Origin of the sequence: Adlercreutzia mucosicola DSM 19490 (assembly GCF_000422625.1) — a bacterium.
Taxonomy (GTDB): domain Bacteria; phylum Actinomycetota; class Coriobacteriia; order Coriobacteriales; family Eggerthellaceae; genus Adlercreutzia; species Adlercreutzia mucosicola.
Genome location: NZ_KE383895.1, coordinates 163402 through 187722 on the forward strand (window position 1 = coordinate 163402; position 24321 = coordinate 187722).

Genomic DNA, 24321 nt, shown 5'->3' on the forward strand with positions numbered 1-24321 from the left:
GCATGAATCGCGACTTCGTGTATATAGACGAATGTGTTTCTGGAATCCGGTGGGATGCGAAATATGCTACTTGGGATAACTTCATCGGGTGTCCTGTGGATGGCTACGACGTTAATCGTATTGTGGGAACGCGCCAGCTTGCGGAAGGTTTGCGCCGGGCCCAAAGAGTTGCTGGAGAGCTCGGCTTTGGCCTACTTCTCTGGGATGGATATAGACCGCAGATTGCCGTTGACTGCTTTCTCCGATGGGCGTCTAGTCCCGAAGACGGGCTGACGAAAGACAAGCACTATCCGAACATTGAGAAGGCCGAGATCGTGGAGCAGGGCTACGTGGCGAGGCGTTCGGGGCATAGCAGGGGCGGAACGATCGATCTCACTCTGTTCAGTCTTGAGACCGGCATGTTGGTGGATATGGGGGGACGCTTCGACTATATGGACGTAAGTTCGCATCATGGTGCTGCCGGAATCACCGCGGCCGAATCCAGAAACCGCGACGACCTTAGGTTGATCATGGAGAGGAGCGGCTTTTTGCCGTATGAGCTCGAATGGTGGCACTATACCTTGTTGGATGAGCCCTATCCGGACACTTATTTTGACTTTCGTATTGCGTGAGCTCGCAAGCGTTACTCGTTGATGGGCAGCTCGACGACGAAGGAGGTTGTGCCGTGCTCGCTTACCGCGCTGATGGCGCCTTTGTGGGCAAGCACGATCTCCTTCGCGATTGCGAGGCCAAGGCCAGCGCCGCCCGCTTTTGTGTTTCGAGCATCATCATCCCGGTAGAATTTCTCGAATATCCTTTCGATGTTCTCCGTCGGGATTTCGCTGCCCTGATTCGTTATGGTGATCACCCAATGCTCTTGGGTGCTGCGAGCAGCTATCGTGAGCTTTGTGCCGCTCGCCGCGTATGCCAAAGCATTCTTGAGAATATTGCCTAGAGCCCGAGCGAGCTTTTCTCCGTCAACGCAGAACTTGCCTTCTTCTGGAGCCGTGACGACAATTTGGATGTTGCTCTCCTTGGCCTGAGGGTAAAACTCATCGGCAAGCTGTTGGAGGAGGAACATAACGCCGACCTGCGACCGCTCAATAGAGATCGATTGTGCATTGAACCGGGTGATATCGAAAAACTCATCGACCAAAAGCTGGAGGCTGTCTGCCTTTTGGGAGGCCAGGTAGACGAACCGTTGCAAATCCTTCGGCATGCGCTCGTCCCCGTTCACCATAGACAGAAACCCGATAACCGAGGTAAGAGGCGTGCGTATGTCGTGCGCTAAATAGGCTACGAGCTCGTTATTCCGTTTCTGCGCAGCTTCCGCAGCTCTTTCGCTTGCCGCCGATTCTTCTCGTATATGGTTGAGTTCGTCTTGCGCAATCGAGAGGTCTTTCGTGAGCCTAATCGGCTTGAGCTTATCGGTTATCAGGCTGACAACCGCCGAAGACAGCTCATCAAAGTAGCTTAGCGCTCGCCTCACTTCCATAAGGGAAATCACTAGGCATCCGAGCAGATACAAGAGGATCGCACAAGGAATCTTGAGCGTTCTTGCGGTGTTGTAAAAAGTAGTGTTGCGGAGGATGAAGGGGTGAAACGGAGTCTCTTCCTTGGTGCTCAGTTGTTCCCATTTCCAATCCCCGCCCCTATCTTCGATGGCCTGCGCCTCCCTGGTCGCCATGGAGTAGGCCAAATACATCGGCGTAAGCTCTATCACGGTTGTCTCGTAAGCGTTTGAACCAAACCCCATCGAACTCAAGCGAACTTCACCTACGAGGTTGTTGGGGTATTGGTCGTCGATAGAGAATTCCAGATCCGCGTCTCTTTCCCGTTGAGGGTCATCTGTCTGAATGCCAGCTTCGCTCAGCAGCTCTTGGTATTCTGGCGCGGCCCACAGAAGCGTGTAGCGCGTTCCATTGTCTTTGTACGATTCGAGCAGGTCAATCAGGAGTTCTTCGGTCGAAAACTCTTCAAGATAATTTGCAGGATCGATGTACACGTCATCACTGGTGGTTTCAAATATCCAGTCCGCGATCTTGGGGACGATTGTGATGTTCAAAATCACCATTGCTGAGCAGAACACAGCCGTATACGCCAGCAGCGTTAATAGAAAATGCACGGTATACCGCCGCCTGAGCGCTCGGGACTGGGCGCTTTTGTTAGGCTTCATAGGAATCCGCTTCGCTTGAAGGCGTTTCCTGATGAGGTGCGGTAGAAACGATCAGTTTGTAGCCGACGCCCCATACAGTTTTGATGTACTCACGCGACGAGTCGATCTCGGATAGCTTTTCCCTCAGGTGGCGAATGTGCACCATTACGGAATTGGCCCCCGAAGAGTCGTACTTCTCCTTCCAAACGCTCTCAAAGATCTCCTCGCCCGAAATGGGCTCGCCCGCCCGCCTTACGAGAAGTTCAAGGACACCAAACTCTTTCGGTGTCAGCGTTAGCTGCTCTCCGAGAAGGAATGCCTCGTGGCCCCTTCGATTGATTTCGATGTCCGACTTGCGGCAGAGCGCTCTGGGTGCTCCGGAGTTGTAATCGACTCTCCGGAGGTGTGCTTTTACGCGCGCTACAAGTTCACGGGGCTTGAAGGGCTTGGTGATGTAGTCATCGGCGCCGAGCGTAAGGCCGGCTACTTGGTCGGTTTCGCCGTCCTTCGCTGAAAGGAACAGGATTGGCGCGGTGGTGATCATCCTCATCTTCGAGCAGAGCTCGAAGCCATTCATCTCCGGCATCATGAGGTCAACGATGGCGAGGTCGAACCCTTCTTGCGAACATGCCAGAAGCGCTTCGAGAGGCTTCGTGAACGGAAGCACCTGGAACCCTTCGGAGGAGAGGAGCGATGTTAGCAACTCGACGATTGCCTTCTCGTCATCCACCACAAGGATTCGCGCGTCTGTGCCATCTGCATCTCTCAAGATGGAAATCCCTCTCTGCTCAGCTTAGATACATTCTAATATCTGTTGTTTTCGCTCGCGTCCCAACTGAGGGTAAGTAAGAAAAACATAAGGTCTTGCAAATGCAAATGAAAGGAAACGTCAAGAGACAGAAAACCCGTGGCAGTTCTAGCATCGAAGATAGCGTGATTCTCTTCGAGGTAGACGCAAGGCATTTGAACGGGTCGAGTCTTCGCGCGATCGAGAGGGAGCGCTTGCGACAAAGCCACGGAATGGCTCTTCTAGAGTCCTAATTTAGGAACGCATCGACCTGTTTTAGGACAACAGGGTTTCTGGAAATGGGTTCCTCGCTTAGCCTCACAAACAGTACGAAAGTCAGACAATGCGAGCATGTAGCAAACGGCAGGCGAAACTAGAGGATGGACCACGCAAAACTAGTTGCAATACGAATGGAGGCGGTGCGAGAAGCATGCGGCATCAGCGTCGCAGAACTCGCACGGCGATCCTCCATCGATCGAAAACGACTCTGGTACATCCTCGACGGGCAGCGTCAGATGAGGGCAGATGAGTTCATACGGCTCTGCGTCGTCATGAATGTAGACATGGGATTCTTCCTCACCAGCGAAATGAGGGAAGAGCTCTCCTACCGCCGCAAGAAAGTTATCGAAGACTACGGGAGTGGACTTTGCGGTCTGCTTCCTCAATCTAGAAGAGGGGAAGAACTCTGCACCCGCTAAGCGCATACAAGGGGACGACCCATCGTGATACTGCGTATCAGAGCGCAGTTTCGCTGTGCATTGCCCCCATCTCCACCCTCGCGCCATCGCCATCCCCACAGCTGATCGGAAGCAACCACTTGATTCGATAGCCGTGCGGGAGGCCCCTTCCCGCATTCGGGAAGGAAGGCTCAGGACATGGCGAGCGACTACGGCGACGAGGCCGGAAGCAAGATGATAGACGACTTCATGCGCTTCGGTGAGCGCATGGGGGAGCGGGCGATGTACGCCCGGGCGGCGCAGATGCAGAGGGCGTTCCAGAACGCCACCCGCTCCGCGCAGGAACTGACGGGTGATCGTATGCCCGAAGGCGACGCCCCCGAATGGGCAAAGCTCGACATGCAGGAGTTCCAGGGAATCGAGGACTATGGCGCGATCAAGGGTGTCATCGAGGACAGACTCGCCGCGCACGGCGTCGGCTCGACCTGGTTCCCCGACCCGGAGACCGGCAAGGAATACCTCCTGTTCCGCATCGCGGACGCGAGGGAGGTGTGGCAGTCCTTCGACGAGCTCTCGCGCGAGACGGACGACGCGGCCGCCAAGGCCGCCGAGAAGATCAGGGAGCAGCACGAGAAGGAGCCTTCCCGCGACCGCGACGACCGCACGCTCGACGAGCGAGCCGAGGACGCGCGGGAGGCATCGGCGGCCCTTGAGGCCGAGAGGTCCACCACCAAGGCTCTCTCGAAGGAGCCCCGCTTCCAGGAGATGCGGGCGAAGTGACAGCGGTAGGCATCATCTGGGCGGCGGCCCTCTCGGTCATATCCTTTCTCGCTGCGAACGCATACACCGCCTGCCTGCTGTCGCTTCCCGGCAACCCCATCTCCAACCTAACCGCAGCGTTTTCCCATCTTCCCTCCTATCTCATAGGCCACGGCCCCCTCTCGCTCGAGGCTGCCGCGCTCGCGACGGGGCTTGTGGCCGCCTGTTCTGTCTGGTGCGCTTGGGCGTGGTCCCTCACCCACGGGACCGCCCAGCGCCAAGGCGAAGAGCACGGATCCGCCCGCTGGGGCACCGTGCGAGGCGGCCGTAGATTCATGAACACCGAGGATGCCTTCGACAACATCATCCTCACGGAGCACTTCGGGATGGCCATGAGCCGACCCGATCACGACCGCAGGTACGAGCGAAACCGAAACGTGCTCGTCGTGGGCGGCTCCGGCTCTGGCAAGACGTGCGGGTTCTTCGAGCCCAACGTCATGCAGATGTCGGCGAACTACCTCATCACCGACCCCAAGGGAGAGTCGCTTCCGCGCCTGGGCCACATGCTCGATCGGTCAGGCTACAAGGTGCTCTCCTTCAACACCGTGGACTTCTCGAAGTCCCTCCACTACAACCCCATCGCGTATATCCAGGACGAGGCGGACATCCTTGAGTTCGTCACCTGCCTCATCGATAACACCACGGGAGACAAAGAGCACGCGGGCGATCCCTTCTGGGAGAACGCCGAGCGGCTGCTCTACGTGGCGCTCATCGGATACCTCGTCTACCACTGCCCGCCCGAGGACCGGTCTCTGTCGGGACTCGTGACGCTGCTCTCGCTCGCGAAGGCCAAGGAGTCCGACGAGGACTACAGAAGCCCGCTCGATCTCCTCTTCGAGGAAGTGGAGACGGGCATGCGCTACGTGAAGGCGACCGACGCGCAAAAGGAGCCCTTCGACCCCACGCGTCGCGTGTCGTTCCGACCCGATGCAGGGGCGCACAGATGGGTGCGCGTGTCCGAGCCGACCCCCGTGGACGCCGACTTCTGCCTTCTGCACTACAAGATGTTCAAGGACGCTGCAGGTAAGACCCTGAAATCGATCCTCGTGTCCTGCAACACGCGCATGGAGCCCTTCGCCATACCGCAGGTGCGCGAGCTTGTGAGCTACGACGAGCTGGAGCTGGACCGCCTCGGCGACGAGGGCGAGCGCCGCGCCATCTTCGCCGTCATGTCGGACACCTCATCGCTCTACTCGTTCCTCTTCGCCATCATGATGTGGCAGACCATGAACATCCTCTGCAAGCGCGCCATCAAGCGCTACGGCGGGGCGCTGCCTGTGCCCGTGGTGATGCTCATGGACGAGTTCGCCAACATCGGACGCCTTCCCGACGTGGAGAAGATGGTGGCCGTGGTGCGAAGCCGCAACATCTCGATGGCCTTCGGGCTCCAATCCCTCTCCCAGCTCAAGAGCGCCTACAAGGACGACGCGGCCACGATCATCGACTGCTGCGACACGACGCTGTTCCTGGGCGGCAAGTCCACCGACACGGTGAAGGAGATAGCCGAGTCGATCGGCAAGGAGACCGTCGCCACGATCACCTGGAACGAGAGCCGTGGGCAGTCCGCCTCATCGACGCGCAACTGGAACACCATCGAGCGCGACCTCATGCAGCCCGCCGAGGTGGCGAAGCTGCCGCGCGACGAGGCCATCGTGCTCATAGCGGGCACGGACCCCCTCAAGGACAAGAAGTACGACATCACCGCCCACCCCAGGTGGCACTCGGTCTACCCGGGGCACGAAGGCGCGGCGTTCGACCGCCCCTTCGACTTCGCGGAGTACGCAGAAAGGAGGATGCAGGAGAGGTGATGGTGCGGCGGCCGCACCCTACGGTGCCGAGGATCGCCCTCCGGGCTTCCCAACCCGAAGCGCGTTGGCCGCCGCGATGCAAAGGAGACGGGGCGCGACCCGTCCCCGGCAAAGATTCTAAACGACAGCGCGGCCCTTCCCAGGGTCTATTCCCGGCCGCGCGGCAAGATGCAAAGGAGAAACAGACCCCATGTTGGCAAACATCATCAACCTCGTCTCGGGATGCGTGACGTTCCTGGGCGGCTTCCTCGTCGTCTGGGGCGCGGTGTCGCTGGGCCTCGCCATCCGCGAGCAGCAGGGCGGCGCGCAGATCGCGAGCGCCATCTCAACCATCGCGGGCGGCGGCATCATCATCGCGGCCGCCGTGTACTTCGGAATGCTCGACACGAGCTGGCTCCCGGCATAAGGGGCGGCCATGTTGAGCGTATCCGTGCACAAGGACATCGGCGAGTACACCGAGAAGGTGGTGGGCAAGCTCTCCGCCCGCACGCTCGCCTGCACCGCAGGAGGGCTAGGCGCGGCCGTGGTCGTCGCCGCTGTGGCGAACGTCGGCCTCGGCGTTCCCGTGGACACCGCGACGCTTCCCGTCATGGCGGCATCCATGCCGTTCTGGCTGCTCGGCTTCTGGCGGCCGAAGGGCCTCGTTCCCGAGAAGTTCGTGCCGCTCTTCGCAGAGCACGTCCTCGGCGATGGGAAGCTCGTCTACGCCACGGGCTCGCATCCGGCATCCATCGCCGGGCCCGTCGGCTGCGCGAAGATCGACCGTCGCGCGCGCCGCGCCTCCAAGCGAAAGGGGGCGGAGCGGCATGTCTTGGAACTCTAGCAACCAGAACGAGCAGAAGGCCCTCGTGAGGCCCGGCTCCGGCCCCAAGCGCTCCAAGTCCCTGGGGCGCCGCATGGCGGAGCAGGAGCGCGAGCTCACCGACCAGATGGCGGAGAAGCGCAAGCGCCGCCGCGCGGCCCGGGACGTCTACGGGGCCGTGGGCTTCGACCTCATGTACGAGAACGGCATCGCGCAGGTCGAGGAGGGCCTGTTCAGCCAGACCCTCGCCTTCGACGACATCAGCTACCAGTCCGCGCGCGAGGAGACGCAGCAGGCCATATTCAGCGGGTGGTGCCAGCTGTTCGACTACTTCGGCGCGGAAAGCTGCGTGCAGCTCGCCGTCGTGAACCGCCCCATCCCCGCCGACCTCATCGGCCGCAAGCGCTTCTTCGACGCGGGCGATCCCGCGACGGCGGCCTATGCGGAGGAGTACAACCGCATCCTCAACGACAAGATGCGCGAGGGCGTGTCGAACCTCGTGCGCGAGCGCTACCTCACGTTCTCCGTCGGTGCCGCGAGCATCGAGGAGGCCATCCCCAAGCTCGCCCGCATGAGGACCGACGCGGAGCAGACGCTCGCCAAGATGCGCAGCGCGAGCAGACCGCTCAACGGAGAGGAACGGCTCGACGCCATCCACGGCCTCCTCCGTCCCGGCAAGCCCAACCTGTTCTCCTGGGAGGCGGTGGGCGCGACTGGCGGCCTCACGAGCAAGGACCTCATCTGCCCGGCGTCCCTCGACTTCAAGCCGGAGGGCTCGGGCACCTGCTTCAAGACCGAGGGCATGTGGGGGCAGGTGCTCTCGATCAACCGCTTCGGAAGCGAGCTTTCGGACCGCTGCCTGGCCGACATCATCGACCTGCCCATCCCGCTCGCCATCTCCATCCACGTGCAGGCCATGGACAAGTCAAAGGCCGTCGCCTTCGTGAAGAAGCGCATCGGGTGGATGGACAAGGAGATAATCGACGAGCAGATGAGCGCGGTGAAGAAGGGCTACGACTTCCAGATCCTTCCCTCCGAGCTCAAGTACTCCAAGGAGGAGGCCGAAGACCTCCTCGACCACCTGCAGAACCGCAACCAGCGCCTCTACGTCTACACGGGCCTCGTCTACACCTACGCGTCCACGCGCGAGCAGCTGGACGACCAGGTGATGCAGATCGTATCGACCGCGCGCCGAAACTCCATCGAGGCCGACGCGCTCGACTTCCGGCAGCGCGAGGGCCTGAACTCGGTGCTGCCGCTCGGGCACAACCACGTGGAGGTCTCGCGCATGATGACGACCGCGCAGGTCGCCATACAGATGCCCTTCGCGACCCAGGAGCTCGCGCAGACGGGCGGCGGCTACTACGGCCAGAACAAGCAGTCCTCCAACCTCGTGCTCTGCAACCGCAAGCGCCTGGCGAGCCCCATGGGCTTCGTCGCGGGCAAGCCCGGCTCCGGCAAGTCGTTCTCCGTCAAGCGCGAGATTGAGAACACCATCCTCGCTTACCCCGACGACGAGATCATCATCCTCGACCCCGCTGGCGAGTACTCGCCGGTGGTCGTCGCCAACGGAGGCGAGTCCATCAGGTTCGCGCCCGATTCGGACACCCACCTCAACCCCTTTGACCTGGCCGACGTGGCGCACCAGTCGCCCTCGGCGCAGATGGCCTTCAAGATCGACGCCTTCCTGGCGCTGTCCTCCGCGACCATGGCGGAGGGGGCCGAGGGCCTTCCCGAGGCCGACAAGTCCATCATCAGCCGGTGCGTGGAGGCGGCCTACCGCGAGGCGGCCGAGACGGGACGCGATCCGCTCCTCGGCGACTTCCACCGCATCCTGAAGGAGCAGCCCGAGTCGGAGGTCCGGGACATCGCGCTTCGCTACGAGCGCTACGTCGAAGGCGCGCTGTCGTTCTTCAACCATCCCTCAAACGTGGGCTTTACGAGGCGCATCACCAACATCGACTTCAAGGACCTCTCCGAGAACATGCGCGCCTTCGGCATCATCGCCGTTCTTGAGAGCGTCCGAAACCGCATGTACTACAACTACGAGCGCGGCATCACGACCTGGCTCTACATCGACGAGGTGCAGTCGCTGTTCGGGCACCCCGCCATCATCAGCTACTTCTCGAAGTACTGGGCGGAGGGCCGCAAGTTCAACCTCATCGCCACGGGCATCACACAGAACAGCGTCTACATGCTCGACCACGAGGAGGCCAGGAACATGGTGCTGAACTCCGACTTCGTGCTCCTGCACAAGCAGTCCCCGCTCGATCGCCGCGCCTGGGCAGAACTCCTCGACATGAGCGCCCAGGAGTCCTCCTACATCGACGAGTCCGTGCGCGCGGGAGAGGGGCTGCTCATCGCGGGCGGCGCCCGCGTCCCCTTGAAGGACGACTTCCCGAAGGGCAAGCTCTACGAGCTGTTCAACACCAAGCCCGAGGAGATAGCCGCCAAGAAGCGCGAGAGCGACTTCGCCAAGAGGGCCCGCCGCCGAAAGGTCGCTGACCAGTGACGCATCTAGCCAAGAGTGCGCAGGCGCCCGCCACGGCCACGGAAGCCGCCGTGTCCGCCAAGGAGGGCGCGGTCGATGCGGCCGAGGTCGCACGCGCGACGCGCACCGATGCGGTATCGGCCGGGCTCGTCCGAAAGTCGGGCGACCGCAGGGCCAAGGGGCGCAAACCCAAAGGCTCGAAGCCCTCCGTGAAGCAGAGCCGTCCCAAAGGCGAAGGGAAGGCCGGCTCCAAGGCCGCCGACGAACCCGCATCGCAAGAGGCGAAGTCGGCCCTCCAAGCGCGCAGACACCTCGCCGCGCTCGCTGCCGATGCAGCGGCCGACGAGGTGGACGACTCCGACGAGCTTGAGGGGACGGGAGATGCCTATCGAGCTTCGAGGGCCGCGATCCACGCCGCAAAGCACGAGGGGGCATCCGTCGCCAATCCCGAGAAGGCCACACCTGCGAAGGAAGCGGCGGCAAAGGCCAGGGCGACGAGGCGCATCGGCAAGGGTGCGGAAGCCGAGGCATCCGCGAGGAGGACGGAGGAGATGCGCCGTGCGCAGTCCCGCCGCACCTGGATGCGCGCCAGGACGGTCCGCGCCTCCGAGTCGGCATCGGCCGCCAAGGCCGCCGGGGAGACGGCCAGGAAAGGCGCTGCCAAGACCCTCGCAGGAGCGGCTGCCTCCGCAGCAGGTCCCGTGGCAGGGGCGCTCTCGGGCGTCCTGTGCTTCGTGCTCGCGGTCCTGGTCGTCTCGCAGCTCATGAGCGCCATCTTCGGCTTCTGGAAGAGCGAGGCGGCCAAGGCGTCGCTCGACGGCCTGCCTCCCTACATCACGGTGGAGATGGTTGAGGCGGCCCTTGAGTGCCAGGAGATGTACGGGCACCCCGCCGGATGCACGCTCGCCCAGATCATCTGCGAGAGCGGCGCGGGCGACCACCTCTCGCTCCTTGCGGAGCGCGATAAGAACCTCTTCGGCATCAAGTGGGCCTCGTCCTTCCTCGGCTGCCCGGAGGTCGCGGGCAAGAGCTCGTGGGCCACCAACGAGGAGTACGGGGGCCAAGTGGTCGGCATCATGGCCGACTTCACCGTGTTCAAGGGGCACAGGGAGTGCATCGTGTTCAGGAGCCGCGTGCTCCTCGCCAATTCACGGTACGCAGGAAATGCCCTCATCCAGCAGGCTATCGCCGAGAAGAGCTCCGACAAGATGGCGGAGGGCTTGAAGGACGCGGGCTACGCCACCTCGTCGGAGTACGTGGCATCCCTCAAATCGGCCATGGACGCCTACGGGCTGCGCCGTTTCGACGGCATGAGCCTTGAGGACTTCCGCTCCGGTGCGGCCAACGGCGACGCCATCGTGGCTGCCGCCGTGAGCCAGCTCGGCGCCCCCTACGTATGGGGAGGCACGACGCCCGGTGTCGGTCTCGACTGCTCGGGACTGACCCAGTACTGCTACGCGCAGGCGGGCATCTCCATCCCCAGGAACTCCGAGGACCAGGCCTCCGCAGGGCGGCGCGTGCCGCTCTCCGAGGCGAAGCCCGGGGACATCCTCTGGCGTCCGGGCCACGTCGCCATCTACGCAGGCGGCGACGAGTACATCCACGAGCCCCATACCGGGGACGTTTGCAGGCGCGCGAGCGGCATCGCCTACTTCACGTGCGCCATCCGATTCCGATAGACAAGGAGAGAACATGCAGAAGAAGAACAAGGTAATGCTCGCAGCGGCCATCGGCATGGTGGCCATCGTCATCGGCAGCACGGCGGTCCGCTGCTCGATCGCGCACACGGTCGAGGAGAGCGCGCAGAGCGAAGCGCAGGCGCCCGCCGAGAGCATCGCGCAGGATGCCGACGGCGCCAATGCCGGCGGCACGGCATCGGCCGCGGACGCATCCCAGGAGATCGCGAAGCTGCTCCAGGGCAACGTGTGGCAGGCCGAGGGCGCGCCCGAGAAGACCATCGAGTTCCGGGAGGGCTCCTTCGTGGAGAGCGACGGGACGTCGGTGAGGCTGACCGTGTTCGACGCAAAGGAGGCCGGCGAGGGCAACGGCCAGAAGCACCTTGACATCGACTTCATGCGCGAGGGCGACCCCTATGCCACCTCCGCCTCGATCATCGTGGAGGAGAAAGACGGCGCTCTCACCGTCGCGAGCGACGCCTTCGCGGTGGAGCCGCGCTACGTGCAGGGCAAGGCCGCCGGCACGGCCGTGAGCGTGTCCGGGCTCGCCGAGCCCTATACGGGTCTCATCGACGGAAAGGCGGGCGAGCTCGCCTCGGCCGTCGGCTCGTGGTGCGCATCGCACGCCCCCTCCGCCACCGTCGCATCTTTCGACGGCGAAGTGTACCTGGACGTGCGCGGCGGGCGCGTGAGCGCGACGTTCCACCTGGACGACGCGGCCTCCACCATCGTCACGGCGGTGTACGAGGATGGCTCGTTCGCCATGGCCGGCTAGGCGGCGTCCCATGGCAGCGTTCCTCAAGCAGGCGGCAGCGGGCCGCGGGTTCGCCGTGGCGTTCTCGGCGGCGGCGCTTCTGTGCGCGCTCCTGCTCGCGTGCCCGAGCCCCGCCTTCGCCGACATAGCGAGCGACATCAACGCATGGCTCTGCGGGATTCTCCGCGACACCTGCAACTGGATATTCTCAAGCCAGGCCGACATGCTGAAGTCCATCGGAGCGGGGGGCGTCCTCTCCTCCGGCTTCGACCAGATGCTCGGGCACGCGGGCACCGTCACGATGTACGACGTCGTGCGCGGCGTGTGGCAGCACGCGATCCTGCCCATCGGGTGCGGGATGCTCTCGTTCGTGTTCACCGTGCAGCTCATCAAGGTGTCGCAGAGGATGGACGGCAACGCCACGATGCCCGGCGTGAAGGAGGTCGTCTTCATGCTGGTGTTCTTCGCGGTGTTCCTCTTCCTCATACAGAACAGCTTCGACCTGATGGCCGCCGTCTACGAGGTGGTGAGGCTCGCCATCGACCGCGTGGTCGGCCTGTTCGGCCAGAGCATGCCGCTCGACCTGTCGGCGGTCTCCATCACCACGACCGACGACGACGTGGCCGCCCTCATCGCGATGCTCGTGGTGGCGCTCGTGTCATGGCTCGTCGTCATCGTGGCCTACGTGGTCGCCCTCGTCGTGAGCTGGGCGCGCGCCATCCAGATCTACGTCATGGCCGCCTTCAGCCCCATCCCCCTCGCGCTCACCTCCCTCGACGAGACGCGCCAGATGGGTGTCGGGTACTTGAAAAACTTCCTCGCGGTGTGTCTGGCCGGGCTCATCATCCTTGTGCTGCTCGTGTCCTTCCCGATAGTGCTCGGGGGCCTCAACGCCGCGAGCGCGGGCGTGCCAGTGGTTGATTCCATCGTCGGCGGCCTCTCGTATGCGCTCCAATACCTCGCCATGTGCGCGCTGCTCATCCTCTCGCTCGTGAAGAGCGGTTCTTGGGCGCGCGACATCATGGGAGGCTGACCGGCATGAGAATCAGAGCGCGCGGGCCATAGCGCCCAAGAGCGATCAAAAGACCAGTCAACACAGAGGCGCACGCGGCATTTCCCCGTTCACCAATGGCCGCTGCGCCAACGATGCAAAGGAGACAAGCTATGGCAGAAGAGACTGCTACCCCCAAGAAGAACGTCTATATCTCGCTCCACGAGTCCTTCATCCACGAGGGCATCAAGTACACCGACAAGAAGACCGGGCAGGAGAAGACCTTCAACGTCGTGCGCCTGCCCAAGGACACCGTCATCGACGGCAAGGACGTGGGCGGCTGCGAGTTCAGCCCCCTCTACGTGAACCCCTCGAAGTTCCGCGGCGAGCACTGGCGCGACATCCCGCTTCTGGCCGACCGCGAGGTGCAGCTGCGCCGCGATGTGCGCGACATCGAGGGCAACCCCATCGTCGGCGACGACGGGAAGCGCGAGAAAGAGGTCATCAAGGTCACGCCCGACCAGATCAAGACGGCGCTCTCCGAGGCGCGCAAGCGCTACGCAGAGGAGCACGCGAAGGACGACCGGGGACTCGCCGAGCGCGCCGAGGGGGCCAAGGAGGCGTCCGAGTCGATGGAGAAGGGCGCAGACCGCCCTTTGGACCGCGATGGCCGCTAGAGGGGGCGATGTGATGGAGAGAACCCGGAACAGCACGCCCTCCAGAGCGCTGCGCCTGCTGCTGGCTGCGGCGCTCGCCCTCGGCATGATCGCGCCCGCGCTCGGCCTCGCGCCGGGCGAGGCGCATGCGGCCCAAGGCGCGACCCTCACCGTCGGCGACAAGATCCACTACGACGCCTATACCACCACCTGGTTCGAGGTGGACGGCCAGCCCGCCTGGTGCGGAAACCCCTCCAAGCTCACGCCGGATGCGGGCACCTACGAGAAGTCGCCGCTCTCGACCACTAGCGGGCGAACCGAGGAGTTGGCGGCCGACATCTGGTTCTCCTACGGCACGCCCGGCTTCGACGCCTCGCTGTGGCCGAGCCGGTGGCAGGACGGCGGCCCGATGACGGCCGACCGATACATGGCGCTCGCCCACATCCTCATGGCTGACACCTACTCCTCGGACGGCAACTACGCTATGTTCGGCTGCACCGAGGGGTTCCGCGACTGGGTGCGCTGGAACGTCATCGGCTTCGGCGACGACGGGAGCCTCATCAACGACGACGCCACGGGCCGCAAGATCCTGCGCCGCGCGGGCGAGGTGCCCTCGAACTTCGAGCCCTTCATGCTCTACACGGGCTCCTCCACCCAGGTGATCCTCTCGTTCACCTACCACACCACCGTGAAGGTGTCGAAGTCGGCGGCCCGGTCCTGGGCGGCCGACGACCCCGACTACACGCTCGCGGGAGCGGTCTACGGCATCTACCGGACGCGGGCGGACGCCCAGGCCGATCGCAACCGGCTGACGACGATAACCACCGACGCGAGCGGCGCGGGCGAGTCGGGCAGCCTCGGCGCCACCCGAGATACCTTCTACGCCAAGGAGGTGCGGGCCTCGTCCGGTTACGTGCTCGACGAGAACGTCTACGAGGTCGGCCCCGGCAACGACTACGCGTTCTCCTCGGCCGAGCCTCCTATCACCGTGCGCCTCGTGCTGAAGAAGTTCGACGCTGAGACGGGGCACGGAAGCCCGCAGGGCGACGCCACCCTCGACGGGGCGCTCTACCAGGCGAGCTACAAGCGGGGAGGCACCACCGAGACGGTCAGGGGCGAGACGAACGGCGCCACCGTGGTGTTCGAGGGCATCCCGCTCGGCGACATCGAGGTGCGCGAGCTCGATCCGTCCGGCGGATATCTGCTCGACCGCGGCGTCCACCGTCTGCGCGTCACCGCGGCCGATGCCCAGGGCGGCTCCGCCGTCATCGAGGTGCAGCCTACGCGCGAGTTCGGCGAGAACCCGCAGCGCGGCGGCTTCATCGTCGGCAAAGGCGACGCGGAGCGCTACGAGCATGAGGACGGGGAGTTCTGGAACTACGCCCAGGGCGATGCGACCTTCGAGGGCGCGGAGTTCACGGTGTACAACCGCTCCGCCAATCCCATCTGGTACGACGCGAACCATGATGGGAGGTTCCAGGCGGCCGAGGAGTTCGCTTCCGGCGATGCCGTCATGACCATCGCCACCAGCTACAACGAATCGCTCGACGCCTGGACGGCGACAACCGGCGCGCGTGCGCTCCCCTTCGGCACCTACGAGGTCGTGGAGACGAAGGCCCCCGCCGGATATGTGCGCGAGGGCATCTTGAGCCACATCGTCGAGATCCGCGAGGACGGCCAGTTCGACCAGCTCGTCGAGGACGACGGCATGCTGAACGAGGTGGTTCGCGGAGGCGTCCAAGTGGAGAAGGACGACCTTGAGCTCGGCAAGAGCGAGGCGCTGGGAGGAGCCGACCATTCCGCCCTCGATACGGAAGGGTATCTTGGCGGCTCCCTTGAGGGCATCCAGTTCACGGTCGTGAACGCATCGGAGCACGGCGTCATGGTGGGCGACACCTATCGGCCCAAGGGCGCCGTCGTGGCCGTGATCGAGACGGCCTGGAACCCCGAGAAGGGAGCCTACACGGCCCAGACCGCATCCGACACGCTGCCCTACGGGACCTACACCATCGCGGAGACGGCGACCAACGACAGCTACCTGCTCACCGACGGAGAGCCCCGCACCTTCGAGGTACGCGAGGACGGCAAGACCGTCACGTGCGACCGCGAGGGCGACGCTCTGCTCTGGCGCGACCAGGTAGTGCGCCATGACGCCCACCTGCAGAAGAAGGGCTCCATCACAGGCGGCAAGCTCGCGCACGTCCCCTTCCTCATCACCAACGTGACCACGGGAGAGGTGCATGTGGCCGTGACGGACCGCAACGGCATGCTGAACACCTCCTCCGAATGGAGGAGCCGCCAGGATGCGGTGAACGCGAACGACAAGCTGCTCAGCGAGGACTATATCGACACCGCCGACGTAGTGGAGGGCTCCGGCATCTGGTTCGGCCAAGGCGAGGACGGCTCCATGGCGGAGCCCGATGACAAGCTGGGCGCCCTTCCCTTCGGCGAGTACCGCATCCAAGAGCTCCGCTGCGAGGCGAACGAGGGCTACGCTCTCTGGGAGGACACCTTCAACGTGAGCCGCGACACCACCGCCACCGGCTTCGACATCGACCTGGGCACCGTGGACGACCAGCCCATCCCGCTGCTCGCCACCGAGGCGACCGATGCGGCCGACGGAGACCATGCACTCTCGCCCGAGGGCACCGTCACCGTCATCGACGAAATAGCCTACGCAAACCTCGTGCCGGGCAAGACCTACACGGTCAAGGGCACCCTCATGGACAAGGCGACGGGCCAGGCGCTCATCGTTAACGGCTCCGAGGTCACGTCCGAGAAGGAGTTCGCCCCCATCGCGCCCTTCGGGCACGTGAAGGTGGAGTTCACCTTCGACGCATCCGCGCTCGCGGGCAAGGAGATCGTCGCCTTCGAGAGCCTTGAGCACGAGGGCATCGAGGTAGCGGCGCACGCGGACATCTACGACGAGGGGCAGACCGTGAAGGCGGAGCCCGCCCCCGAGATCGGCACCATCGCGACCGATGCGGCCGACGGCGACCACGAGGTCTCGGCCGACTCCACCGTCCGCATCGAGGACCAGGTGTTCTACACGGGGCTCGTTCCCGGCGAGAGCTACGCCTTGCGCGGGATCCTGATGGACAAGGCAACGGGCGAGCCCGTATTAGTCGGCGGGAGCCCGGTGGAGGGCGAGGTGCAGTTCGCGCCCGAGAAGGAAAGCGGCTTTGCGACCGTGGCCTTCGAGTTCGACGGCACCGGCTTCGAGGGAACCGACATCGTGGTGTTCGAGACGCTGTACCGCAACGGAGAGGCCGTCCTCGAGCACAGCGACCTCGACAACGCGAACCAGACGGTGCGCATGACCGAGCCCGCGCCCGAGATCGGCACGACCGCGACCGACGCGGACGACGGCGACCACGAGGCCGTGGCGGACAATGATGTGACCATCATCGACGAGGTTCGCTACGAGAACCTTGAGCCCGGCCGCGAGTACGTGCTGACCGGCACGCTCATCGACAAGACGACCGCCAAGCCCGTCGAGATGGACGGGCTGCCCCTGACGAGCATGGTGGCGTTCACGCCCGAGGAACCGAACGGCTCGGTGGAGGTCTCGTTCTCCTTCGACGGCAGCGAGCTCGCCGGGCACCGCACGGTGGTCTTCGAGAGCCTTGCGCTCGACGGGGATGTGGTGGCCACGCACGAGGACATCGACGACGAGGGCCAGAGCGTCGATCTCGTGGAGAAGCCCGGCCCCGGAAACCCCAAGACCGGCCTCGCGCAAACGGGCGACACCAACAACGTCGTGCCGCTCATATGCTTGGCGGTCGTGGCCGCCCTCATCGCCGCACTTGTCGCCCTGCACGAACGCCGTGCCAAGCACAAGGGCTCCTCGGAAGGCGAAGAGACGGGAGAGGAGGATTCAGAAGAAGAGGAGGAGCCGCAGAAAGAATAGTCTGCGCTGACGGAAAGGAGCTGAAAACAGCAAGAAGAGCGCCCTCGCGGGGCGCTCTTCGCTTCATATGCCTATATCATCGTATCGTTCGATGCTTCGCCTCGTCGCCTCGGCAACACAGTCCATCATTTCATGAGTCACGAAACTGCGAGGGTCGAGCCTCAAGGCGACGCAGAGCTTCAAGAACTCATCGACCCTCATCTCACGTTGCCCGTTGAGCACATACCACAGCCGTTTCTTGTCAACGCCGATGCGTCGGGCCAGCTCAGCAACACAAATTCCCCGCATCTTCCTCATTTTGTCGAGGATCCGAGCCTCGGAGGGAGTCAGTCGTCCCTTCGCCTCTTGCTCTCCCACGCCATCACCGCGCTGCTGCCTATGGCCGCAATCCCGAGGACGGCGCACCATTTTAAGGATGAGAGGGCTCCTACGGCCACGAGGCCGATTCCCAAGACCACGTTCACTGCCGAAGCCCTGCCGAGCGCTTTCTCTCCGGGGTTCGGGGGCGATACCGGGACGCCGAGCCCCTTGTTGAGCTTTTTGCATGCATCATTTACTTCGTCTATCATCGGTCTTCCTTCCTAGTAGAGCATCAGCTGCACGGCGTGGCTAAGCGTGAGTGTCGCGCCGATGGCGGCGAGAACCCATCCGAGTACGACCTTCCATCCGCCGCCCGCCTTCTTTCCCCAGAGGAGGAAGGCGCCGCCTGCAAGCACGAGACAGATACCCACTATGAGCGATGCGATGGATATGAGCTGGAGGGTGTTGGCGTCGGGCACGGGGATGGAGCTGGGGATGAGGAAATTGAGCATGCGTTCTCCCTTTCTGCTATTTTGCCGAATCGGCCGATACTATTCTGTGGACGGCCGCTGCTGCGCAGACCGTACCGGCCATGCCTATGAAGAGCGCGGCGAAGGGGACCGACAGAAGGCTCGCTCCCGCCCCTTGGGCGTTCGATGCGACGGCCACCAGCGCGAAGGACGAGACCACCGTAGCGATGACGGATCTGCTTAGGGCTCCCACGAGAAGGGGAGCGAGACCTACGGCGATTGCGGAGACGATGGCGGTGGTATCCCTGACGGGGTCAACGTTGTGACCGCTCACGTAGGGCAGATAGTTTCCCGCAACGGCTACGCAGGCGCTCTGAAACCAGTAGGATAGCGCGTAGAGCGCGAGCGTTATGCCGCACACGAGGAGGACCTTCGCCGCGAGGATCCTTCCTCGCGGTACAGGGCTCGCGAAGAGCAGGGCCAGCGTGCCGGCGCGGTACTCCTCGATGACGACCTGGGATGCGAGCACCGCCTCCCAGACGATGAGGGTTGCCCGTACGAGCATGGTGGCCAAGGTGAGTGTGTCCGGCGGAGTGGCAGGCAAGCCGACTGCGGCCGAGGTGGATGCGCTCCCGGACAGGAGGGCGGACGCGATGATGCTCACGAGGGCGATGAGGAGGTTCGCCACCACGATGCCCACGAGATGGCCCAGAAGCGGCACCCTTCTCAACTCCAAGCTAATCAGCTTTACCATGGCGGGCTCCCGTCTTCTCAAGGTACCAGGATTCAAGGGTACGGTCGCTATCATGCAGGTCGCTCACGGTCGCCTCGTCGAGCATGCGCCCGCGATCTATCAGCCCGACCGTGCACGCGATTTTCGAGAGCTCGTCCAAGAGGTGACTCGACACGAATATGGTCACGCCCAGCTCCTCATTTACGGCGCGCAAGATGTTGCGCACCTCTATTATGCCCTCGGGGTCGAGGCCGTTCATGGGTTCGTCCAGCACGAGCAGTTCGGGGTCGGTCACGATGGCGCGGGCGAGCCCGAGGCGCTGCCTCATGCCGAGGGAGAGCTTGCCTGCAGCCTTGTCTTCCGCCCCCGACAGGCCGAAAAGCGCCAGGGCCTCGTCGACGCGTCCCGCATCAGCTCCCATATATGCGCAGTGCAGCGTGAGGTTCTCCCGCGCGCTCAACCCCTCGAAGAAGGCCGGGCTGCCGAGCATGCTGCCCACGCGAGCGAAAACGGGATTAGAGCCCTTTCGTACGGGCTGTTCGAGCAGGGAGACCGTCCCGGCATCGGGGGTCACGAGGCGGAAGAGCGACCGCATGAGCGTGGTCTTGCCCGCGCCATTCGGCCCCAGGAAACCGTATACGTCGCCTTTTCTCACGCGCAAGGTCACGTCATCTAGGACGGTGACGCCCTCGAACCTCTTCGTGAGGCCGCAGGTCTCGATGGCCCAGCTCATTTCGGCACCTCTCTGGTAGCTCCGAGAGGACGCTTGAGTATGAGAACCGTCGGTGTCGCGATGCCGAGAAGGGCGTGCTTCGAGCGACCGAGGTGCGGGAGCGCGAAGGAGGTGACGAGCTCCCAGCCTTGCGCTCCCAGCCGGTTCAGCTCGGCCTTCAGGCCGCCTTCTAGACCGGCCTCGCTCCCGGCCTCCGCAGCAATGACCTCGTATTCGTATAGCTCCATGGCCCCTCCTACTCGAAGATTCCGCTTACGAGCACGTCGGTCATGTAGTCGAACACGGCAAGGCAGTTGCATGTGAGGCTAAGCGTGTTTTTAGCGCTGATGATCGAGAGCAGCGCGCTCAAGGTCCCGTAGGCCTGCTCGGGAGCGACCTTTAGGGCGAGTCCGGCGACGTCGACCGCACGGCCGAAAAACTCGAAGCTATCGAAGCTGATCTTCTCCAGGGTGTCGGCGGGCAGCTTCGACGCGAAGGACTGGAAGTCGGCGGTGCCGACGTTGTAGAGGAACGGCTTGCTCGCGTACTCGCGGAAGATATCCTTCATCGCTTGAGCGAAGCCCTCCTTGGTGGGGTTCTTCGCGATGGTGTCGAGAAACCTCGCCTCTAGCTCTTCCTGGATGCCCGCTATGGTCTCGCAGAACAAATCCTCTTTGGTGGGATAGAGCGTATAGAAGGTGCCGACGGACATCCCCGCGCCCTCGCACAGCTCCTTGATGGAAGTCTTCTTGTACCCGCGCTCTATCCAGCGCTCCTCGCAGAGCCCGGAAAGCCTCTCCCGGAGGGCTTCCCTGTCGGCTTCGGTGAGCATCGGCTTCGACGGCATGGCGGCTCATCTCCTTTTAGAATATTGTTTACGAACATTCGTAAAATATGTTCACAAAGAGAAGATATCATTGTACGAAATCAATGGCAAGGGTGAGCTAGGCGATTTCCGGAAGACTTTTCTTGCCAGGGAATCCCTCCGGGAGAGGGGGATCGGAAGAAGAGGGAGAGCCGCAGGAAGAATAGCCTGTGCTGGCGGAAAGGGGTAGATAATCGCAGAAGAGCGCCCCGCGGGGCGCTCTTCGCTTCATATGCCTATATCATCGTATCGTTCGGTGCTTCGCCTCGTCGCCTCGGCCACCTTTTCGACCATCTCCCTGGTGACAAAGCTGCGGGGGTCGATTTTCAAGGCAATGCAGAGCTTCAGGAACTCTTCCACTCGCATCTCCCGCTGCCCGTCGAGGATGTACCAAAGTCGCTTCTTGTCGATGTCCGTCCGACGGCCAAGCTCAGCAACGCTCATGCCACGCTCTAGGCGCATGCGGTCAATTATCAATATGATGTGCTGGTATTGCATTTGGTATGGCTATCCCTGAGTTGCCGATGCTCCGGGCGTTTGCCCATGGCGGACTTGCGGCAACAAAATCGCAGTCTTTTAAGACCCCACGATCATCTATAAGCCGCCTATTGCATCCTTCTATAAAGTAAGTTATCTTATTATAAGTGTACTTACCAATAGGAGGCTTTGCATGTTTTACTATGAAGAATCTGCTACCGGCCAAGCCGATATCAACAGGATCTGGGATCTGTACTCTGATGTCAGCAAATGGAGTACATGGGATAGCGGAGTAAGATCCGTGCGGCTGTCTGGACCGTTCTCCGCCGGCACCCATGGCGTCATGGAGATGTCGCATGGGCCTGACCTGCCCTTCATTCTGGTCGAATGCTCGCAAATGAAGGGCTTCACTACAAAATCTGAGATGGGGCCAATGACGATCACCTTTGAGCACGCCTTGGAGGAAGATGCGGGCAACGTGATCATCACACATGCCGTCACCATTGATGGTGGAGAAGAGAGCCAGATGGATAACATAGGAAAAGGCATTACCGCAGGCCTTGCCGGCTGCCTGAAGAAGCTCCTTTCCATGTGACGGATTGTCATGAAGTTTGCAGAGTGCGAAAATCATAAAGACAGCACTGGCTTGCTCTTTTGGCAAACCTATATGCTTTGGCACAGAGAGGTCAAGCAGGCGCTTCAGCCATACGACCTCACGCATACCCAGTTCGTAATCCTGGCTGTAGTCGAGGAGCTTTCCGAGCAAGGAGAGCGCATCACCCAAAAGAAGATATCGGATTTCTCCATGATTGATGCGATGACCGTGTCTTCTACCGTTAGGCTATTGGAGAAAAAAGGGCTCGTTCGTCGATCCCCGCACGAAGCGGACATGCGGGCCAATTCAATCTTGAATACGGAAGAGGGTAGGAACCGCCTGAAGCAGGCGATGGGGGATGTCGAGGGGGTCGACAGGTCTTTCTTCTTTGAGCACGATGAAGAGAATGCGCGGCTAAGAACCATGCTCTCACGGTTGTTGTGCCGAAGTTGCTGACCAGCTGTTTGGAATTAGGCTACAACTCGGGTCGGTTCATTGAGCGGCCGGACGGTATTGGCATCAGAATCTTAGGGGTTCCTTGCTCCCCTGATCGACGCTCATTGCGAGGCGATGCGCGATTGAGGCGGGTACCCCTATGTCAGCAAGGGCGTTTGCCCCGGTTGCTGCCAAGAGGTTATGAGCTTCCTCAACCTGAGGCCCGAACACATCAGCCACGTCACATGCCCATGATAACGCCGACACGTCCACGAGCTCACCGGCCATCTGCACGAGCACGGTCTCCCCGTCCATAGTGACGCGATTGAGCCTCTGCATGTCCTCGGCGTCGGCGAGAAGGAAGCTCCAGCCGTCGCGCCTGCGGGCCACAGGAAGGTCCTTCGACCCCTTCTCGTCCTTATACGCTTGGGCTGCCTCGTAGTAGTAGGAGCAGAGCCATAGGCTCTCGCCGTTCACGTCGGAGAGGTCGAGGGTGTAGTTGGTGAGCAGGTTTCCCGGCTGCGGCACACCGTCGGTCATGCGGTCTGTGTCGAACACGTCGATGCGACCGCCGGAGTAGTAAGCCTTGACTATCACCTTTCGGGTCCTTCTCTTCGCTTGTCCTGAATGTCTTGGCGAGCATGTCTTCCTGCATCGTCTTGGCGCCTGCTTCCGACGGGACGGATGCCCGATCTAGCCGCAGGTTTCCTAGGGGCGGGCGCAGGCCGCTCCTTGGGCAGAAGCCCCTTCTCCTTGACGTAGCCGACGAGCTGCGGCACCGCTTCGTCCCCGCCCTTCTTCAGGAGCGCATCCAGATCGTCAAGGCATCTGGCATGAGAGGCCTCGATGAGGGCGACCGCCCCGGAAAGGCTCCGCAGCTCCGCGAGGTCCCCGACCGCGACCGCCCGCTTCGCTATGGCCGCGATGGCGCGCTCCCCGGCGTCTTCGAGCCTTCTCGCGCCTCCCGAGCGCAGCAGCGGCTCCAGCCGCTCGCGCCCGTAGGCGAGCCCCATGCGCTCCCCGGATATCCTCCTCGAAGGGTGGCTCGCGAGCGCGTATATCCAGTCCCGTCGCTCTGCTTTGGGTGAATTGTCGGCCACAGTCACGCCCATGGTGCCGAGGATGCTGCGGAACTCCGCCTCGCTCCTTGACACCGTGCGGGCTATGCGGACGCGGGCACGGATGTCCGCCGTCCAGGAGTACTCGCCGCGCTCGGTGAGCTCCTGCTCCGCCCGGCGCACATACTCGTTTCTGTAAGTCTCGGGGCTCCTCTTCGGGCTGCGCCTCTGTGCGCGCGCCGCCACGCCCGTTGCCTGCGGCGGCCTCAAAGCGGTGAGCCCTTGCGCCTCGGCGAGCGCTTGGAGCGATGCGGCAAGAGCCTTCGGGTCAGGGTCTTGGAGCCGCCGCCCCGTCTCGACGTTGGTGTTGTTCACGACCACGTGCGCATGGGGGATGCCGTGCTCGTTGTCATCGTGGTAGACGATTGCCACCTCGTATTCGGAGAAGTGCTCCTGCGCCCATGAGGTCGCGAGATCGCGCAGGGCTTCGAGCGCGATGCCGTCCTTGGGATCGGGCGACACGACGTAGTGCTTGTAGGTGCGCGCCCGCTTCCCCCGCCAGGGGAGGTCGTTTCCGAAGGAGCGGCGCGTGGCATCCATCGTCTCCGCCCAGTCGAACTCGCGGCTGCCCTCGGGGACGTCGATGTTTATGTAGTCGCTGGCGAGCGCACGGTTCTTGCGCGTGAGGTAGCGACAGATGCCGCGTGCCGAGGTATGCCCCGCGATGGTCTTGAGCATCGGCACGACATCACCTCCCGAGCGCCGCAATGACGCTTCCTGCCACGTCCTCGACGCTTCGGCGCAGGGCCTCGACGCCGGGCTGCATGACGGCGAGCTTGTCCGAGGCGCGGTCGAGCTCTTCGAGCACGTCTTCTGTGTCCATATCGTTGGCGCGCAGGTAATAGGCGATGGCGTTGAGAGCATGCACGGCCTGGTTGTAGTGATGGCCCCACCTTCGCATCTCGCGGGTGAGCTTCGCGGCGGTCGTTCTGTCGATGACGACGAGGCGCGCTCCTTCCTCGATGGAAGACGAGGGCAGCTGCAGGAGGACGCGGATGAGGTCGGATAGCGTCATGCCGGTGTCCGTCGCGAGGCGCTTGGCCCGCTCGACCTCGGCTTCCGACATGCGCACGTGAATCTGTTTGGGATGGCGCTCCATCGCGCGGGCTTT

At 62.9% G+C, this 24321-nt stretch carries 27 protein-coding genes; 14 read left to right on the top strand and 13 right to left on the bottom strand.

From position 1 onward, the window contains the following. Positions 1–2 precede the first annotated feature (2 nt). Positions 3–611, top strand: a complete 609-nt coding sequence (gene vanX / locus G503_RS0111705; RefSeq protein WP_028027709.1) for a D-Ala-D-Ala dipeptidase VanX — start codon at positions 3–5, stop codon at positions 609–611. A gap of 11 nt (positions 612–622) precedes the next feature. On the opposite strand, the gene G503_RS15780 is transcribed toward vanX, so the two are convergent. Both G503_RS15780 and G503_RS15080 read right to left on the bottom strand, forming a co-directional pair. Beyond that, positions 623–2155, bottom strand: coding sequence for a sensor histidine kinase (locus tag G503_RS15780; protein ID WP_051191215.1), 1533 nt, complete (start codon positions 2153–2155; stop codon positions 623–625). Next, a complete protein-coding gene (locus G503_RS15080; RefSeq protein ID WP_235715563.1) occupies positions 2145–2903 on the bottom strand; it encodes a response regulator transcription factor in 759 nt (252 codons plus the stop codon). Before G503_RS15080 ends, G503_RS15780 begins: the two co-directional genes overlap by 11 nt. A gap of 398 nt (positions 2904–3301) precedes the next feature. Here G503_RS15080 and G503_RS15085 point away from each other — a divergent pair, with 398 nt between their 5' ends. From G503_RS15085 to G503_RS0111775, 11 genes are all read left to right on the top strand, one after another. Then, positions 3302–3619, top strand: coding sequence for a helix-turn-helix domain-containing protein (locus G503_RS15085; RefSeq protein ID WP_051191216.1), 318 nt, complete (start codon positions 3302–3304; stop codon positions 3617–3619). A gap of 177 nt (positions 3620–3796) precedes the next feature. Continuing rightward, the gene (locus G503_RS0111730; RefSeq protein ID WP_028027710.1) at positions 3797–4378 is read left to right on the top strand and encodes a hypothetical protein; all 582 of its coding nucleotides are present in this window, start codon (positions 3797–3799) and stop codon (positions 4376–4378) included. After that, entirely contained in the window at positions 4375–6225 is a 1851-nt protein-coding gene (locus G503_RS0111735) for a VirD4-like conjugal transfer protein, CD1115 family (protein WP_028027711.1), read from the top strand. Before G503_RS0111730 ends, G503_RS0111735 begins: the two co-directional genes overlap by 4 nt. A gap of 190 nt (positions 6226–6415) precedes the next feature. Continuing rightward, positions 6416–6631: a hypothetical protein gene (locus G503_RS0111740; RefSeq protein ID WP_016310179.1), complete on the top strand. Its 216-nt coding sequence runs from the start codon at positions 6416–6418 to the stop codon at positions 6629–6631. A gap of 9 nt (positions 6632–6640) precedes the next feature. Continuing rightward, complete coding sequence (locus G503_RS0111745) at positions 6641–7048, top strand: PrgI family protein (protein WP_028027712.1); 408 nt, start codon at positions 6641–6643, stop codon at positions 7046–7048. 25 nt (positions 7049–7073) lie between these two features. Next, positions 7074–9539, top strand: a complete 2466-nt coding sequence (locus G503_RS0111750; protein ID WP_371821103.1) for a VirB4-like conjugal transfer ATPase, CD1110 family — start codon at positions 7074–7076, stop codon at positions 9537–9539. A gap of 50 nt (positions 9540–9589) precedes the next feature. Next, complete coding sequence (locus G503_RS0111755; RefSeq protein WP_035023230.1) at positions 9590–11197, top strand: NlpC/P60 family protein; 1608 nt, start codon at positions 9590–9592, stop codon at positions 11195–11197. 13 nt (positions 11198–11210) lie between these two features. Further along, positions 11211–11969 carry a hypothetical protein gene (locus tag G503_RS0111760; protein WP_028027715.1) on the top strand — a complete coding sequence of 253 codons (759 nt, stop codon included), beginning with the start codon at positions 11211–11213 and terminating at the stop codon, positions 11967–11969. A gap of 10 nt (positions 11970–11979) precedes the next feature. Beyond that, positions 11980–12981 (top strand): hypothetical protein, encoded by a 1002-nt coding sequence (locus G503_RS0111765; protein ID WP_028027716.1) that lies wholly within the window; start codon positions 11980–11982, stop codon positions 12979–12981. 131 nt (positions 12982–13112) lie between these two features. Further along, positions 13113–13616 (top strand): hypothetical protein, encoded by a 504-nt coding sequence (locus G503_RS0111770; protein ID WP_028027717.1) that lies wholly within the window; start codon positions 13113–13115, stop codon positions 13614–13616. 13 nt (positions 13617–13629) lie between these two features. Beyond that, complete coding sequence (locus G503_RS0111775) at positions 13630–17505, top strand: VaFE repeat-containing surface-anchored protein (protein WP_028027718.1); 3876 nt, start codon at positions 13630–13632, stop codon at positions 17503–17505. Between the two features lie 63 nt (positions 17506–17568). Here the strand turns inward: G503_RS0111775 and G503_RS16800 are convergent, their stop codons facing one another. From G503_RS16800 to G503_RS15090, 8 genes are all read right to left on the bottom strand, one after another. Then, positions 17569–17913 carry a helix-turn-helix domain-containing protein gene (locus G503_RS16800; RefSeq protein ID WP_328285576.1) on the bottom strand — a complete coding sequence of 115 codons (345 nt, stop codon included), beginning with the start codon at positions 17911–17913 and terminating at the stop codon, positions 17569–17571. Then, a complete protein-coding gene (locus G503_RS0111785; RefSeq protein WP_028027720.1) occupies positions 17832–18074 on the bottom strand; it encodes a hypothetical protein in 243 nt (80 codons plus the stop codon). Before G503_RS0111785 ends, G503_RS16800 begins: the two co-directional genes overlap by 82 nt. A 12-nt stretch (positions 18075–18086) precedes the next feature. Then, positions 18087–18317, bottom strand: coding sequence for a hypothetical protein (locus G503_RS0111790; RefSeq protein WP_028027721.1), 231 nt, complete (start codon positions 18315–18317; stop codon positions 18087–18089). Between the two features lie 16 nt (positions 18318–18333). Next, a complete protein-coding gene (locus G503_RS0111795) occupies positions 18334–19029 on the bottom strand; it encodes an ABC transporter permease (RefSeq protein ID WP_028027722.1) in 696 nt (231 codons plus the stop codon). After that, positions 19013–19741, bottom strand: a complete 729-nt coding sequence (locus tag G503_RS0111800) for an ABC transporter ATP-binding protein (RefSeq protein WP_028027723.1) — start codon at positions 19739–19741, stop codon at positions 19013–19015. Before G503_RS0111800 ends, G503_RS0111795 begins: the two co-directional genes overlap by 17 nt. Further along, entirely contained in the window at positions 19738–19968 is a 231-nt protein-coding gene (locus G503_RS0111805) for a DUF4177 domain-containing protein (RefSeq protein WP_028027724.1), read from the bottom strand. The genes G503_RS0111800 and G503_RS0111805 overlap by 4 nt, the downstream gene beginning before the upstream one ends. Before the next feature lie 8 nt (positions 19969–19976). Further along, complete coding sequence (locus G503_RS0111810) at positions 19977–20567, bottom strand: TetR/AcrR family transcriptional regulator (RefSeq protein ID WP_028027725.1); 591 nt, start codon at positions 20565–20567, stop codon at positions 19977–19979. 246 nt (positions 20568–20813) lie between these two features. After that, the gene (locus tag G503_RS15090; protein WP_035023062.1) at positions 20814–21083 is read right to left on the bottom strand and encodes a helix-turn-helix domain-containing protein; all 270 of its coding nucleotides are present in this window, start codon (positions 21081–21083) and stop codon (positions 20814–20816) included. Between the two features lie 172 nt (positions 21084–21255). Between G503_RS15090 and G503_RS15095 the strand changes: the two genes are divergently transcribed. Continuing rightward, entirely contained in the window at positions 21256–21657 is a 402-nt protein-coding gene (locus tag G503_RS15095; protein ID WP_051191218.1) for an SRPBCC family protein, read from the top strand. Positions 21658–21666: 9 nt separating this feature from the next. Continuing rightward, a complete protein-coding gene (locus G503_RS0111825; RefSeq protein WP_028027726.1) occupies positions 21667–22113 on the top strand; it encodes a MarR family winged helix-turn-helix transcriptional regulator in 447 nt (148 codons plus the stop codon). A gap of 63 nt (positions 22114–22176) precedes the next feature. Here G503_RS0111825 and G503_RS15100 read toward each other — a convergent pair whose 3' ends face one another. The 3 genes from G503_RS15100 to G503_RS0111840 are packed head-to-tail and all read right to left on the bottom strand — an operon-like array spanning position 22177 to position 24309. Continuing rightward, the gene (locus G503_RS15100; RefSeq protein ID WP_051191221.1) at positions 22177–22689 is read right to left on the bottom strand and encodes a hypothetical protein; all 513 of its coding nucleotides are present in this window, start codon (positions 22687–22689) and stop codon (positions 22177–22179) included. Next, positions 22686–23888: a relaxase/mobilization nuclease domain-containing protein gene (locus G503_RS0111835; protein WP_084636667.1), complete on the bottom strand. Its 1203-nt coding sequence runs from the start codon at positions 23886–23888 to the stop codon at positions 22686–22688. Before G503_RS0111835 ends, G503_RS15100 begins: the two co-directional genes overlap by 4 nt. Positions 23889–23898: 10 nt before the next feature. Then, a complete protein-coding gene (locus G503_RS0111840) occupies positions 23899–24309 on the bottom strand; it encodes a P-loop NTPase family protein (protein ID WP_028027728.1) in 411 nt (136 codons plus the stop codon). Between the last annotated feature and the right edge of the window lie 12 nt (positions 24310–24321).